We start from the raw sequence: 13,125 nt of genomic DNA on the forward strand, positions 1-13,125 counted from the left end.
AGTGAGCCGGTGGCGGCTGCGTCGTTCAGGATGCACTGCACAGTTTGACCTACGTGGACGACGTCGCGAGCACCCTCGTCGCCGCCGCCGAGGACGAGCGGGCCTGGGGCCGGGCCTGGCACGTGCCGGCGGCGCCCGCGCTGTCCGTCCGTGAGGTGGCCGGCCGCGCGTGCGCGGCAGCAGGAGTGCCGCGCCCTCGTCTCTCGACGATGCCGGCCCCCGTTCTCTGGCTGGGTGGGGTGTTCGATCCGCTGGCCCGCGAGCTGCGTGAGACGCAGTACCAGTTCCGGCGCCCGTTCGTCCTGGACTCCTCGGCGGCCACCACCATGTTCGGTATCGAGCCGACGCCGGTGGGGGAGGCGATCGTGGAGACGGTCGGCGGCCTCGCTCGGCGCTCCGGAACGCGTGCCGCGGCTACCCCATCCGCTCCCTGATCGCCCGGTTCACCGCCCGGCCGAACGCCGTGGCCACGCCGTGCACGGTGACGGGCTTGAGCTGCGACATCGCACGGGCGAGCCGCATGCGCTCGTCGGCGCGCCGGCCGCGGTCGCGGTAGGGCTGCAGGACCTCGTCCTGGAACATCGCCATGAGGTCGTCGGCGAGCGCGGCGGTGTGCAGCTGGATCAGCTCGTGGGCGCGGCGCCACACGTCGCTCGGCAGGCCCGAGTCGATGACCGCGAGCGCACTGCTCAGCGCACCCGAGCCGTGCAGCTGCACCCGCCCTTCGGACATCGGGCTGATGGCGCCGAGGCGCTCGAGGGCGTCGACGTCGTCGGTCGTCAGCGAGCGGCCGGCGCGGCGGTCCAGCTCGGCCCGGTCGAGCTCCTCGATCTCCTCCGGCACCCACGGCGTGAGCAGCACCCGCTGCAGCGTCAGCTCGGCCGCGCCGACCGACGGGGGCAGCCGCTCCAGATGGCTCTCGATCGCCGAGAGGGTGAAGCCGAGCGCGGACAGCTCGCTCACCAGCTCCAGCCGGGCGAGGTGGTCGGGGCCGTACAGACCGGTGCGGCCGCGCAGCTGCGGGGGCGGGAGCAGGCCGCGCCCGGCGTAGTAGCGGATGTTGCGGACGGTGATCCCTGTGCGCTCCGAGAGCTGGTCGATCGTCAGGAGATCGCCCTGGTCGGGTAGGGCTGGTGCCGCCATGGGTGGCAGGTTACGGCACGCCTTGACCAATGTGACAGTTCTGCTGTAACAAAAGGGGTGAAGCTCGCCGTCGATGAGAGGTTGGCATGAGCGAGATACCTGAGGCATTCGTCTACGACGCCATCCGTACCCCTCGCGGCCGGGGCAAAGCCTCTGGCTCGCTGTACGAGACCAAACCCGTCTCGCTCGTCGTCGGGCTGATCCACGAACTGCGGGCCCGCTTCCCCGAGCTCGACCCCACCGCGATCGACGACGTCGTGCTCGGCGTCGTCTCGCCGATCGGCGACCAGGGCGGCGACATCGCGAAGACCGCCGCGATCCTCGGCGGCCTGCCGGAGACGACGGCCGGTGTGCAGCTCAACCGGTTCTGCGCCTCCGGTCTCGACGCCGTCAACAACGCCACTCACCAGGTGCGGGCCGGCATGGCCGACTTCGTGCTCGCGGGTGGCGTCGAGGCCATGTCCCGCGTGCCGATGGGCTCCGACGGCGGCGCGTGGGCCATGGACCCGGAGACTTCCTACGAGACGGGCTTCGTGCCGCAGGGCATCGGGGCCGACCTCATCGCCACGCTGGAGGGCTGGGACCGCGACGACGTCGACGCCTACGCGCTCGAGTCCCAGACCCGGGCGGCCAAGGCGTGGGCCAACGGCTACTTCGCCCGGTCCGTCGTGCCCGTGAAGGACCGCAACGGGCTCACCGTGCTCGACCGCGACGAGCACGTGCGCGCGGGCACCACCCTCGACGCCCTCGGCGGGTTGCAGCCCTCGTTCGAGATGATCGGCGACCAGGGCGGGTTCGACGCCGTCGCGCTCCAGCGCTACCACTGGGTCGAGAAGATCAACCACGTGCACACGGCCGGCAACTCCTCCGGCATCGTCGACGGCGCCGCGCTCGTGCTCATCGGCACCGAGGCCGCGGGCAAGGCCGCCGGACTCACCCCACGCGCCCGGATCGTCTCCACCGCGCTGTCCGGTTCGGACCCGACGATCATGCTGACGGGCCCGGCCCCGGCCACCCGCAAGGCGCTCGCCCGCGCCGGGATGACCGCCGACCAGATCGACCTCTTCGAGATGAACGAGGCCTTCGCCGCCGTCGTCCTGCGGTTCATGAAGGACATGGGCGTGCCGCACGACAAGGTCAACGTCAACGGCGGCGCGATCGCCATGGGCCACCCGCTGGGCGCCACCGGCGCGATGATCCTCGGCACGCTGATCGACGAGCTCGAGCGTCGCGGCCAGCGTTTCGGCGTCGCCACGCTCTGCGTCGGCGGCGGCATGGGCATCGCCACCGTCGTCGAGCGCCTCTCCTGAGAAGGGACTGCAGAACCGTGAGTGAGAAGGCCGTTCGCTGGGAGAAGGGCGAGGACGGGATCGTCGTCGTCACGCTCGACGACCCGGGCCGCAGCGCCAACACGATGAACGACCGTTACGTCGCCGCGATGGGCGAATGCGTCGACGCGCTCGTGGCCGACAAGGACGCCATCAGCGGCGTGATCGTCACGTCCGCGAAGAAGACGTTCTTCGCGGGCGGTGACCTCGACTCCATGATCAAGGCGACCCCGGCCGACGCGCCCGACGTCATGGAGAACTCCATGACGGTCAAGAACCAGCTCCGCAGGCTGGAGAAGCTCGGGAAGCCGGTCGTCGCAGCGATGAACGGCACCGCGCTCGGCGGCGGCCTGGAGATCGGCCTCGCGTGCCACCACCGCATCGGTCTCGACGCGAAGGGTGTGGTCTACGGGCTGCCCGAGGTGACGCTCGGCCTGCTGCCCGGCGGCGGTGGGGTCGTGCGCACCGTCCGCATGCTCGGCATCGCGAACGCCGTGATGAACGTGCTGGTGCAGGGCCAGCGGCACAAGCCGGCGAAGGCACTGGAGATCGGGATCATCGACGAGCTGGCGTCGAGCCACGAGGAGATGCTCGACAAGGCACGCGCGTGGATCGCCGCCAACCCCGAGGCGAAGCAGCCGTGGGAGCAGCCCGGGTACCGGATCCCCGGCGGCACCCCGTCGAGCCCGAAGCTGGCCTCGATCCTGCCCGCGTTCCCCGCCAACCTGCGCAAGCAGCTCAAGGGCGCGCCGATGCCCGCGCCGCGCAACATCCTCGCGGCGGCCGTCGAGAGCACGCAGGTGGACGTCGACACGGCGTTCCGGATCGAGGCGCGGTACTTCACCGAGCTGATCACCGGCCAGGTCGCGAAGAACATGACGAAGGCGTTCTTCTTCGACCTGCAGGCCATCAACGGCGGGAAGTCCCGTCCCGACGGCTACGAGAAGTGGCAGCCACGCAAGGTCGCCGTGCTCGGCGCCGGGATGATGGGCGCGGGCATCGCCTACGTCTGCGCGCTGGCCGGCTGGGAGGTCGTGCTCAAGGATGTCTCGCTGGAGGCGGCCGAGAAGGGCAAGACCTACTCGGAGAGCCTCGTCGCGAAGGGCGTCAAACGCGGGAAGACCACCCTGGAGAAGGGTGAGGCACTGCTGGAGCGGATCACCCCGACCGCCGACTACAACGACCTCGCGGGCTGCGACATCGTCATCGAGGCCGTGTTCGAGTCGGTGCAGCTCAAGCAGGAGGTGTTCCGCGAGGCGATGAAGGTGATCGAGCCGGACGCACTGCTCTGCTCGAACACCTCCACGCTCCCGATCACCGAGCTCGCGGCGGGCCTCGACCGCCAGGGCGACTTCATCGGGCTGCACTTCTTCTCGCCCGTCGACAAGATGCCGCTGGTTGAGATCATCCGCGGCGATCGCACCTCGGACGCCGCGCTGGCCAAGGCCTTCGACGTCACGCTGGGGATCAAGAAGACCCCGATCGTCGTCAACGACAGCCGCGGCTTCTTCACCAGCCGCGTGATCGGCACGTTCATCAACGAGGGCGTCGCGATGCTCGCCGAGGGCATCGACCCGCAGACGATCGAGCAGGCGTCGTCGCAGGCGGGCTACCCGGCCCCGGTGCTGCAGCTGATGGACGAGCTCACGCTCACGCTGCCCCAGAAGATCCGCAACGAGTCGAAGGCGGCCGTGGAGGCCGCGGGCGGCACGTGGGACCCGCACCCGGCCGAGGCGGTCATCGACCGGCTCGTGGCCGAGTTCAACCGCAAGGGCAAGAGCGCGGGCGCCGGGTTCTACGAGTACGCCGACGGCAAGCGGACGCAGCTGTGGCCGGGTCTGCGCGAGCAGTTCGGCGCCACGAACCACGACGTCGACCTGCACGAGCTGTCGGAGCGCATGCTCTTCGTCGAGGCCATCGAGACGCAGAAGTGCTTCGACGAGGGCGTGCTCACCTCGGTGCCGGACGCCAACATCGGCTCGATCTTCGGCATCGGCTTCCCGCCTTGGACCGGGGGCGTGGTGCAGTACGTCGAGGGCTACCCGGGCGGCGTCGCGGGGTTCGTGGCGCGGGCGGACGAGTTCGCGAAGAAGTACGGCAAGCGCTTCGCGGTGCCGGAGAGCCTCCGCAAGCGGGCGGCGGCATAGGCGCCCCTCCCGAGTTGCAGCAAAGCCACTTTCACGCCAGCACGTTGCGTGAAAGTGGCGTTGCTGCAATCAGGGGTGGGTGGTTGCGTCGCGGACCACCGCGGCGAGGTCGCCCGTTCGGTTCAGCACGCTCCGCTGGCGTTGCGCGCCTGTGCCGCGCGCCAGCACCGCCTTCAGCAGGCCGCGGACCGTGAGCAGGTCCCCGGCCTCCTCCAGCGCCTGTGCCACGTGCCCGACCAGCGCGTCCAGCACCTCCGCGGCGGGGGCGGGGCGCCAGCTCAGCGGGTGCAGGAGCTCGCCCGTCACACCGGAGCGGCCGGCCCGCCACGCCGCGAGCCGAAGCACCTCCGTACGCACCGGGTCGGGTTCCCGGCCCGCCTTCCACGCGTCGACGGCTGTCTGCACCAGCGCGCGGACGAGCGCGGCCACGAGCACGGCGTCGTCCGCGTCGAGGCAGACATCCGCCACCCGCACCTCGACGGTCGGGTGCCAGCGTGACAGCCGCGCGTCCAGATAGACCATGCCCTCGTCGAGGAGAGTGTCGGTGGCGAGCAGCGAGTCGACGAACGCCTGGTAGCCGGCCGCCGAGCCGAACGGCGCGTACGGCCCGGCAGACGGCCAGCGCTGCCAGACCTGCGCGCGGTAGCCGGCGTAACCCGAGTCCTCGCCCGCCCAGAACGGGGAGTTCGTGCTCAGGGCCTGGAGGGGCGCGAGCCACGGCCGGATCCGGTCCAGCGCGGCGACGCCCTCCTCGGCGGAGTCGATCGCCACGTGCACGTGGCACCCGCACGTCAGCTGCTCGTACGTGGTGAGCCCGAACCGGCGGGCCATCTCGGCGTAGCGGCGCGACGGTGAGACCGTCGGCTCGACGGGCAGCGGCGAGGTGGCGAGCGGGGCGAGCGCCACCCCGACGTCGAGAGCGGCCCCCGCGGCCGTGGCCCGTGCGGAGCGCAGCTGGGCTCCCAGCTCGTTGAGTCCGTGGCAGGGCTTCGTGCCGGTCTCGATCTGCTCGAGGTGCAGCTCCTCGGTGACCTCCTCGCCCGCCTCCTTCGCGCCGTTCGAGGCGAGTACCGCCTGCCCGACCGCCCGCGGCAGTCCCGACACCGGGTCCACCAGCAGAAACTCTTCTTCGACGCCCACCGTGCGCAGCATCACGCGAGCAGTATGGGGGGCGGCGGGCGCGGTGTCGCGCGCAGCTCTTGGTTCGTCACGCGACGTGTCGGGCACCCTCGCGTGTGGCCGACTGGGTGTTCACGATCCTCGACCGTCTCGGGGGCGGCAGGTCCGGACGTCGCGCATCCCCTCGCAGGCTTGCCCCCGGGCCGGGTCTGAGCGAAGCTTCCGCACCGGTCGGGATGCGGCGAAGGATCGAGGTGGGCGTGGGAATGGAACAGCAGTGGCCCGAGGAGGCGTCGACGATCGCCGTCGACGTCGGACCGGACCCGATCGCCGAGATCGCCGAGGCGGCCGGACCGCTCGCCCTCGAGTTCGTGGAGGTCGCCCGGCTCCTCGCCGGCGAGACGAATGTGACGGGCGTGCTCCGGCGGATCGTGGAAGCGGCGAACCGGGTCGTGCCGGGGGCCGACCTCGTCAGCGTGACGCTGCGCTCGCCGAGCGGGTACACGACACCTGCCGAGACCCACGCGCTTGCGACCCGCCTCGACGAGATCCAGTACGAGCTCGACGAGGGACCGTGCGTCGAGGCCACCCGCACCGCGGGACTCGGCGTCACGTTCTGCGCCGACCTCGGCGGGGAGTGCGCCTTCCCACGCTTCGGACGGGCCGCCGCGGCGGTGGGCGTGCACAGCGTGCTCGCGGTCGGCCTGTTCCCGCACGGCGGCGACACCCCGCGGATGGGCGCTCTGAACCTCTACTCGCGCGAGGTGAACGGACTCGACGAGCGGGACCGAGACATCGCGCTCGTGCTCGCGGCGCACGCCGCGACGGCTCTCGCGTCCACCCTGGCGTGCACGGCGGCCGAGCTCGAGGCCGCGCAGCTGCGGCAGGCACTGAACACCAGGGACGTCATCGGCCAGGCAAAGGGCATCCTCATGGAGCGCCGGAAGATCTCCGCCGACGAGGCGTTCAACGTGCTGCGCGAGGCGTCGCAGTCGCTGAACATCAAGCTCACACAGGTGGCCAAGACGCTGGTGGACCGGCGCGCTGAGATCTGACCGCAGGGCCATGACCCCGGTGCGGCAGCATCCTCGGTGTGCTCTACGGCGGTGACCCCGGGGCGGCGCCCGGGCCGTGGGCCGTGACGGCGCTCGTGCTCTACCCGGCGGCGGCCTGGTTCGCCGTGGTCGTTGCGAACGCCGAGGCGCCCGAGCAGCGCCCGGTCACGGTGGCGGCGGCAGGTGGCTTCGCGCCGGTCGCCGCCGGGACGCTGCTCGTGGCGCTGGCGGGCGGGCTGGTGATGGCCGCGCTCCCGGTGCTCGCGCCGCTGGTCGTCGCGCGCCACCCCTGCCCGCCGTCGGTGCTGCTCGTCGGCGCGCTCGCCCACGTCGCCTGCGCCACGACCGGCACCGCCGTCGGGCTGCTCTGCGCCCGCCCGCTCGTCCGGCGGATCGGCTGGTCGTTCTGCCTCGGGCTCGCGATCGTCACGATCACGGCGGTGCAGTCGTGGCTGCCGCCGGTCGGCTCCGCCGTGCAGGCGATCGTGGCGGGCGGGCCGCCTCCGGTCGGCGAGGCCCTGCTCGGCCCGGTGCTCGCCGTGGCGGCTGCCGGCGTCGCCTGGGCTGTCGAACGCCGCCGCTGACCAGCGGTTCTTCCGTCGCGCTTGACAACGAGCTTGCGCAGCTACATGGTTAGCTACATGAGTAATGAACCGACGGACCGATGGACTCGGGGGTCGGGGTGAAGGACGACGGACGGCCGCTGTTCCTGCAGATCGCCGAACAGCTCGAGGGCTCCATCGTCGACGGCACGCTCCCCGAGGAGGCGCAGGTGCCGTCGACGAACGAGCTCGCGGCCTTCCACCGCATCAACCCGGCCACGGCGGCGAAGGGCGTCAACCAGCTCGTGGCCGACGGCGTGCTCTACAAGAGACGAGGGATCGGCATGTTCGTCGCCACAGGCGCGCGGACGCAGCTGTTGGAACGCCGGCGCGAGGACTTCGCGCGCCAGTACGTGGCCCCGCTGATCGCGGAGGCCCGCAAGCTCGGCATGGACGCCGAGGAGATCAAGAAGCTGATCGACACCTGGGGGGACGAGTCGTGACGGTCGTACGTATGAGCGGGGTGAGCAAGCGCTACGGCGACCTCACCGCACTCGACGGCGTCAGCATGGAGCTGCAGGAGAACCGGATCCACGGGCTCCTCGGGCGCAACGGAGCCGGCAAGACCACGGTGATGCAGATCCTCACCGGTCAGGGCTTCGAGACGGCCGGCACAGTGGAGGTCTTCGGGCAGCACCCGTACGAGAACGCGAACGTGCTCAACCGCGTGTGCTTCATCAAGGAGAGCCAGCGCTACCCGGACAACTTCAAGGTCAAGCACGCGATGCGGGCCGCGCAGCTGCTCCACGCGAGCTGGGACGACGGGTTCGCCCGCGAGCTGATCGCCGACTTCGGGTTGCCCGCGGACCGGTCGATCAAGAAGCTCTCGCGCGGCATGCTGTCGATCGTCGGCGTGATCATCGGGCTCGCGTCACGGGCCCCGCTGACTTTCTTCGACGAGCCCTACCTCGGCCTCGACGCCGTGGCGCGGCAGATGTTCTACGACCGGCTGCTCGCCGACTACTCCGAACACCCGCGGACCGTGGTGCTCTCGACGCACCTGATCGACGAGGTCAGCGACCTGATCGAGCACGTCGTGCTCATCGACAAGGGCCGTGTGCTCATCGACGAGGACGCCGACGCGCTGCGCAGCCGTGCGGTGACGGTCACGGGTCCCGTCGCGGCGGTCGAGTCGTTCGTGGCGGGGCGCACGCAGTTGCACCGCGAGCAGCTCGGCGGCTTCCTGCGCGTCACGGTGTCCGGCGTGCCGGAGCGCCCGATGGTCGGCGGTCTGGAGTTCGAGCCGGTGTCGCTCCAGCAACTGGTCGTCCGCACCACGCAGACGAATGGAGCGCCGGTCGGCGCCGGGAACGGGGGAGTCCGATGAGGAGGGTGCTCGACGTCGCCCGCATCCAGACGGTCAACTGGCCGTGGGTTCTCGCGTGGCCGGTCGGTTTGCTGGCCCTCATTCTGGTGTTCAACATCGTGCTCTTCGGTGCGATCGGCGACGCCGCCCCGCCGGACGGCCGGACCACCGGCGCACTGATGTCGATCTACTTCGTGATGCTCGTGGTGCACCTGCAGACGATCACGCAGATGTTCCCGTTCGCGCTCGGGATGGGCGTCACCCGCCGGACGTTCTACGCAGGCACCGCGTTGCTGGTGACGGCGCAGGCAGCGGTGTACGGGGTGGTCCTGGCGGCGCTCCGGCTGGTGGAGAGCGGCACTGGCGGATGGGGAGTCGGGGTCCGGTTCTTCGGGCTGCCGTTCCTCGTGCAGAGCAACGTGTTCGCGCAATGGCTCGCCTACACGGTGCCGTTCCTGGCGGTCTCGGCGATCGGGGTCTTCATGGGCGTGGTCTTCAAACGGTGGGGGCAGCCGGGCGTCTACATGGTGAGCCTCGGCTCGGCCGTCGTGCTCGGCGGCCTCGCGGTACTGATCACCTGGCAGCGGTGGTGGCCTGCCGTCGGGTCGTTCTTCACCAGCCAGTCCACGCTCGTGCTGCTCACGGTCTACCCGCTGCTGATCGCCCTGGTGCTGGGCGGGGCAGGGTGGTTGGCCATCCGCCGCGCGACGCCATGAGGGGCCGGAAGGCCACGTCCGCTGGGGGAGGCGGGCGTGGCCTTCCGGCATGTCCGGCCGGCGCTCAGTACTCGTACGGGTCGGTGGGAGCAGGTACCGGCGTCACCGCCGTGACGGTCATTGCCGGGACGTAGCCCGTGGCAAGGGTCGCGCTGCCCGCCTGCACGACGCCGACCACCCGCAGCCACGTGTCCGGGGCGATCTCCCCGATGTCGCCCACCAGCCGTACGCGGTTGGGGCGGGCGTCGGCGGCGCAGCAGGCGATCGTCATACGCGCGAGGTCGGTGGCCGCACCCCGGCGCACCGCGAAGCCGGTGAGCACGACCGGCCGGCCGGCGAGGGTGCCTGCGGTGTCCCAGGCCGCCCGCTCCACGAAGTCGGCCACGGTCAGCTCGGCCGGGTCGCCTTGTGGGAGCGGTGGGAACGCATCGGAGTTCTGCACCACGGCGTTGCGCGCCCCGGCCCTGGCCACGGCGTCCGCACCGAGTGCGGGCGGGGCTACCAGCGCGATCACCAGCACCGGCGCGAGCAGCAGCCACGGGACGTGCCGTTCGGCTCCGGCGTGGTCGTGGACGTCGGAGTGTGCGGGGGCGCCGGTCCGGTCGCGCACCAGCGCCACCACGGCGAGCACCACGATCACCGCGCCGGCCGCGAGCAGCAGCCAGCGGTGCGACGGGCGGACGTAGCGCAGGTAGGTTTCGTCGGCGGCGATGCGCAGCAGGGCCCCGCCGAGCAGTACGAGCAGCACGTGCTGCGTGTCGCGACTCATGGCAGTACCGCAAGCCCGGACCCGACCGCGCACAGCACGGCGACCACGAACGTCGCGGGTGCGAACCGGACGGCGAACGCCCGGCCGAACGTGCCGGCCTGCAACGCGATCAGCTTGACGTCCACGGCTGGCCCGACGACGAGGAACACCAGCCGAGGCAGAAGCGGGAGCATCGACAGCGACGCCGCAACGAAGGCGTCGGCCTCGCTGCACAGCGCGAGCACCACCGCGAGCACGGCCATCACGACCACGGCGAGCAGCACCTGCCCCGCGAGCGCGTCCATCCACTCCGGCGGGACGAGCACGGAGAGCACCGCCGCGGCGCAGGCGCCGAGCACGAGGAACCCGCCCGCGGAGACGAGGTCGTGCCGTGCGGTCTCGGCGAGCACCGCCCATCGACCGCCCCCGGACGTGGTGGGCACCGCCCGCCGGGCCCGGTCGGCGATCCACTCGGCCTTCCCGAACCGCTGCCACAGCCAGCCCAGCGCGCATGCCGTGGCCAGCGAGCCGAGGAACCGCGCGAGCACCATGCGCGGCTCACCGGGGAACGCGACCGCGGTGGCGACCAGCACCACCGGGTTGATCGCCGGGGCGGCGAGCAGGAACGTGAGCGCGGCGGCGTCGGGCACACCCTGGCCGATCAGCCTCCGGGCCACCGGCACGGACGCGCACTCGCACCCCGGGAGCACCAGGGCGGCGGCTCCGGCCACCGGCACCGCGGCCGCCGGCCGCGCGGGCAGGGCCCGGCGCAGCACGGCAGGCGACACGAACGCGGCGATGACCCCCGAGAGCAGCACCCCGAACACGAGGAACGGCAGCGCCTGCACGCAGACCGCCACGAACACGGTGGCCGCCGTCTGCAGGACGGGCGCGGACAGCGCGTCGGTGATCAGCGGCCGTGCGAGCACCGCGGCCAGCAGCACCGCGCAGAACACGTGCAGCGACGTGACCCGGGGAACCGTGGCGGTGGTCACGGCAGGTGATGTTGCCAGCCGGGACCGGGCCCGCGGGGCGGAACGCGCGAACTCCCGCTCCGCACCGGAGCAGGTCGTCGAGTAGCCCGGGCGATAATGGACGCAGCGGCGACAGGAGGCACGGTGCGGGAGTTCACCTACGACGCCCTCCCTGCACGGATCGTGTTCGGTGCCGGTGCGGCGCGCACCCGGCTGGCCTCCGAGATCGAGCGGCTCGGTGCGCGGCGGCTGCTGCTCGTCGCCTCCGAGCGGGACGCCGAGCGGGTGCGGGAGATCGTGGCGCCGCTCGGTTCCACAGTGGCCGCGACGTTCACAGCCGTGCGCGAGCACGTGCCGGTCGCGACGGCGGAGGCCGCCCGGGCCGCGGCCGCGGAAGCCCGCGCCGACGCCGTGCTCAGCATCGGCGGCGGCTCCACCACGGGCGCGGCGAAGGCGGTGGCCCTCACCGCGCGGATCCCGATCGTCGCCGTCCCGACGACGTACGCCGGCTCGGAGGTCACCGCGGTCTGGGGCCTCACCGAGGACGACCGCAAGACCACCGGCACCGATCCGGCGGTGCTGCCCCGGGTCGTCGTCTACGACCCGGAGCTGACGGCCTCGCTCCCGCGCGACCTCGCCGTCGCAAGCGGCTTCAACGCGCTCGCGCACGGCGTCGAGGCATTCTGGGCGCCGCGGCGGAACCCGGTGAGCACCGCGATCGCCGAGGACGGGATCGCTGCCGTCGCCGCCGGGCTGAGCAAGGACGACCCGGAGGCGCTGCTGCGCGGCGCGTGGCTCACCGCGACCGCATTCGCCGCGGCCGGTTCCGGCCTGCACCACAAGCTCTGCCACGTGCTCGGTGGCATGGGGCTCCCACATGCCCGGACCCACGCCGTCGTGCTCCCGCACGTGCTGGCGTTCAACGCCCCCGGGGCGCCGGACGCGGTGGCGCGCGTCGCGCGGGCCCTCGGCGTCGAGGACCCGGTGCGGGGGCTGCAAGCGCTGGCCGAGGAGATGGGCGTGCCCCGGGGGCTGCGCGACCTGGGGCTACGCGCGGAGCAGGTGGACGACGTCGCAGCGCTCACCGCACCCGCGGTGCCCGCGGACAACCCCGTGCCGGTCGGAGGCGGGGCCCTGCGGCGGCTGGTGCGCGCGGCCTGGGCCGGAGAGCGACCGTGAGTCGGGCTCACGGCTCCCCGACCCGTTCGAGCAGCCGCTCCACTGCGGCGTCGAACGCAGCCGGGTTCTCCAGGTTCGGCAGGTGCGCCGCGCCGTCCACGATGATCAGGTCGGCGCCCGGCACGCGTCCGGCCATCACGGCGGCCTCGGCGACGGGGGTGAGGTCGTCGTCGCGGCCCACGACCACCACGGTCGGCACGCCGATGCTCGCGAGATCGGCTGTGCGGTCGGGCCGGTCCGCGCGGGCGCGCTGCGCGGCCGCCGCCCTGCGCGGGTCGGTGGCCCGCATCATCGCGAGCACGTGCTCGGCCACGGCAGCGGGCGCGGCCGGCGAGACCATCCGGTAGAGCATCTCGACGGCGTAGGGGTCCATGCCCTCGTCCACCAGCCGCGCCGCCTGGGCCAGCCGGGCCGCGCGCGACTCCGGTGTCTCGCCCGCGGCGGTGGTGTCGGCGAGGAGCAGTCCCGCCACCCGCTGCGGGTACCTGGCGTGCAGGTCGAGCGCGATCTGGCCGCCCATCGAGAGCCCGGCGACGACCGCCCTGGGCAGGCGCAGCGCGTCCAGCAGGTCGATGAGGTCGTCGGCGAGCGCCGGCCAGGCCGGCGCGGCGCCGGGGCTCGCGCCGTAACCGCGCAGGTCGGGCACGATGACGCGGCGCCGCGCCGAGAACCGCGCGAGCTGCGGTCGCCACATGGACCGGTCGAACGGGTGTCCGTGCACGAGCAGCAGCGGGACGCCTGCGTCGGGGCCTGCGTCGTCGAAGGTGAGGGTGGTGCGGTCCGTCGTGATCGTGTTCATCGGCGCTCC

The 13,125-nt window shown here is 72.3% G+C and carries 14 protein-coding genes; 9 read left to right on the plus strand and 5 right to left on the minus strand.

All coding sequences use genetic code 11. The features are described from left to right. The first annotated feature begins 44 nt into the window (after positions 1-44). Entirely contained in the window at positions 45-434 is a 390-nt protein-coding gene (locus ABD143_RS03350) for a Rossmann-fold NAD(P)-binding domain-containing protein (protein ID WP_343970991.1), read from the plus strand. On the opposite strand, the gene ABD143_RS03355 is transcribed toward ABD143_RS03350, so the two are convergent. Beyond that, positions 415-1,143, minus strand: coding sequence for a MerR family transcriptional regulator (locus ABD143_RS03355; RefSeq protein WP_343970994.1), 729 nt, complete (start codon positions 1,141-1,143; stop codon positions 415-417). The two genes, ABD143_RS03350 and ABD143_RS03355, sit on opposite strands and share 20 nt — an antisense overlap. Before the next feature lie 86 nt (positions 1,144-1,229). Here ABD143_RS03355 and ABD143_RS03360 point away from each other — a divergent pair, with 86 nt between their 5' ends. Both ABD143_RS03360 and ABD143_RS03365 read left to right on the plus strand, forming a co-directional pair. Further along, positions 1,230-2,453 carry an acetyl-CoA C-acetyltransferase gene (locus tag ABD143_RS03360; RefSeq protein WP_343970996.1) on the plus strand — a complete coding sequence of 408 codons (1,224 nt, stop codon included), beginning with the start codon at positions 1,230-1,232 and terminating at the stop codon, positions 2,451-2,453. A gap of 17 nt (positions 2,454-2,470) precedes the next feature. Further along, complete coding sequence (locus ABD143_RS03365) at positions 2,471-4,618, plus strand: 3-hydroxyacyl-CoA dehydrogenase NAD-binding domain-containing protein (protein WP_343970998.1); 2,148 nt, start codon at positions 2,471-2,473, stop codon at positions 4,616-4,618. Between the two features lie 69 nt (positions 4,619-4,687). Here the strand turns inward: ABD143_RS03365 and ABD143_RS03370 are convergent, their stop codons facing one another. Next, a complete protein-coding gene (locus tag ABD143_RS03370; RefSeq protein ID WP_343971643.1) occupies positions 4,688-5,770 on the minus strand; it encodes a glutamate--cysteine ligase in 1,083 nt (360 codons plus the stop codon). A gap of 233 nt (positions 5,771-6,003) precedes the next feature. Here ABD143_RS03370 and ABD143_RS03375 point away from each other — a divergent pair, with 233 nt between their 5' ends. From ABD143_RS03375 to ABD143_RS03395, 5 genes are all read left to right on the plus strand, one after another. Next, the gene (locus tag ABD143_RS03375) at positions 6,004-6,792 is read left to right on the plus strand and encodes an ANTAR domain-containing protein (RefSeq protein ID WP_343971000.1); all 789 of its coding nucleotides are present in this window, start codon (positions 6,004-6,006) and stop codon (positions 6,790-6,792) included. A 38-nt stretch (positions 6,793-6,830) separates the two neighbouring features. Beyond that, positions 6,831-7,376 (plus strand): hypothetical protein, encoded by a 546-nt coding sequence (locus ABD143_RS03380; protein WP_343971002.1) that lies wholly within the window; start codon positions 6,831-6,833, stop codon positions 7,374-7,376. A gap of 80 nt (positions 7,377-7,456) precedes the next feature. Beyond that, a complete protein-coding gene (locus ABD143_RS03385; RefSeq protein ID WP_343971005.1) occupies positions 7,457-7,837 on the plus strand; it encodes a GntR family transcriptional regulator in 381 nt (126 codons plus the stop codon). Next, the gene (locus tag ABD143_RS03390; protein ID WP_343971008.1) at positions 7,834-8,721 is read left to right on the plus strand and encodes an ABC transporter ATP-binding protein; all 888 of its coding nucleotides are present in this window, start codon (positions 7,834-7,836) and stop codon (positions 8,719-8,721) included. Before ABD143_RS03385 ends, ABD143_RS03390 begins: the two co-directional genes overlap by 4 nt. Continuing rightward, entirely contained in the window at positions 8,718-9,416 is a 699-nt protein-coding gene (locus ABD143_RS03395) for a hypothetical protein (protein ID WP_343971011.1), read from the plus strand. The genes ABD143_RS03390 and ABD143_RS03395 overlap by 4 nt, the downstream gene beginning before the upstream one ends. Positions 9,417-9,480: 64 nt before the next feature. Here ABD143_RS03395 and ABD143_RS03400 read toward each other — a convergent pair whose 3' ends face one another. Further along, positions 9,481-10,185 carry a TIGR03943 family putative permease subunit gene (locus ABD143_RS03400; protein ID WP_343971014.1) on the minus strand — a complete coding sequence of 235 codons (705 nt, stop codon included), beginning with the start codon at positions 10,183-10,185 and terminating at the stop codon, positions 9,481-9,483. Then, positions 10,182-11,159 carry a permease gene (locus ABD143_RS03405; RefSeq protein ID WP_343971016.1) on the minus strand — a complete coding sequence of 326 codons (978 nt, stop codon included), beginning with the start codon at positions 11,157-11,159 and terminating at the stop codon, positions 10,182-10,184. Before ABD143_RS03405 ends, ABD143_RS03400 begins: the two co-directional genes overlap by 4 nt. Before the next feature lie 123 nt (positions 11,160-11,282). On the opposite strand from ABD143_RS03405, the gene ABD143_RS03410 reads away from it, so the two are divergent. Then, positions 11,283-12,317 carry a maleylacetate reductase gene (locus ABD143_RS03410; protein ID WP_343971018.1) on the plus strand — a complete coding sequence of 345 codons (1,035 nt, stop codon included), beginning with the start codon at positions 11,283-11,285 and terminating at the stop codon, positions 12,315-12,317. Between the two features lie 7 nt (positions 12,318-12,324). On the opposite strand, the gene ABD143_RS03415 is transcribed toward ABD143_RS03410, so the two are convergent. Continuing rightward, positions 12,325-13,116, minus strand: a complete 792-nt coding sequence (locus ABD143_RS03415) for an alpha/beta fold hydrolase (RefSeq protein WP_343971021.1) — start codon at positions 13,114-13,116, stop codon at positions 12,325-12,327. Positions 13,117-13,125: the final 9 nt, after the last annotated feature.

This window comes from Pseudonocardia aurantiaca, assembly GCF_039526725.1.
Lineage (GTDB): Bacteria > Actinomycetota > Actinomycetes > Mycobacteriales > Pseudonocardiaceae > Pseudonocardia > Pseudonocardia aurantiaca.

Excerpts from the sequence above, each read along its gene's own strand:
- ABD143_RS03385 (WP_343971005.1), top strand. The coding sequence starts at position 7,457 with ATGGACTCGGGGGTCGGGGTGAAGGACGACGGACGGCCGCTGTTCCTG.
- ABD143_RS03375 (WP_343971000.1), top strand. The coding sequence starts at position 6,004 with ATGGAACAGCAGTGGCCCGAGGAGGCGTCGACGATCGCCGTCGACGTC.
- ABD143_RS03360 (WP_343970996.1), top strand. The coding sequence starts at position 1,230 with ATGAGCGAGATACCTGAGGCATTCGTCTACGACGCCATCCGTACCCCT.
- ABD143_RS03400 (WP_343971014.1), bottom strand. The coding sequence starts at position 10,185 with ATGAGTCGCGACACGCAGCACGTGCTGCTCGTACTGCTCGGCGGGGCC.
- ABD143_RS03395 (WP_343971011.1), top strand. The coding sequence starts at position 8,718 with ATGAGGAGGGTGCTCGACGTCGCCCGCATCCAGACGGTCAACTGGCCG.
- ABD143_RS03370 (WP_343971643.1), bottom strand. The coding sequence starts at position 5,770 with ATGCTGCGCACGGTGGGCGTCGAAGAAGAGTTTCTGCTGGTGGACCCG.
- ABD143_RS03415 (WP_343971021.1), bottom strand. The coding sequence starts at position 13,116 with ATGAACACGATCACGACGGACCGCACCACCCTCACCTTCGACGACGCA.
- ABD143_RS03355 (WP_343970994.1), bottom strand. The coding sequence starts at position 1,143 with ATGGCGGCACCAGCCCTACCCGACCAGGGCGATCTCCTGACGATCGAC.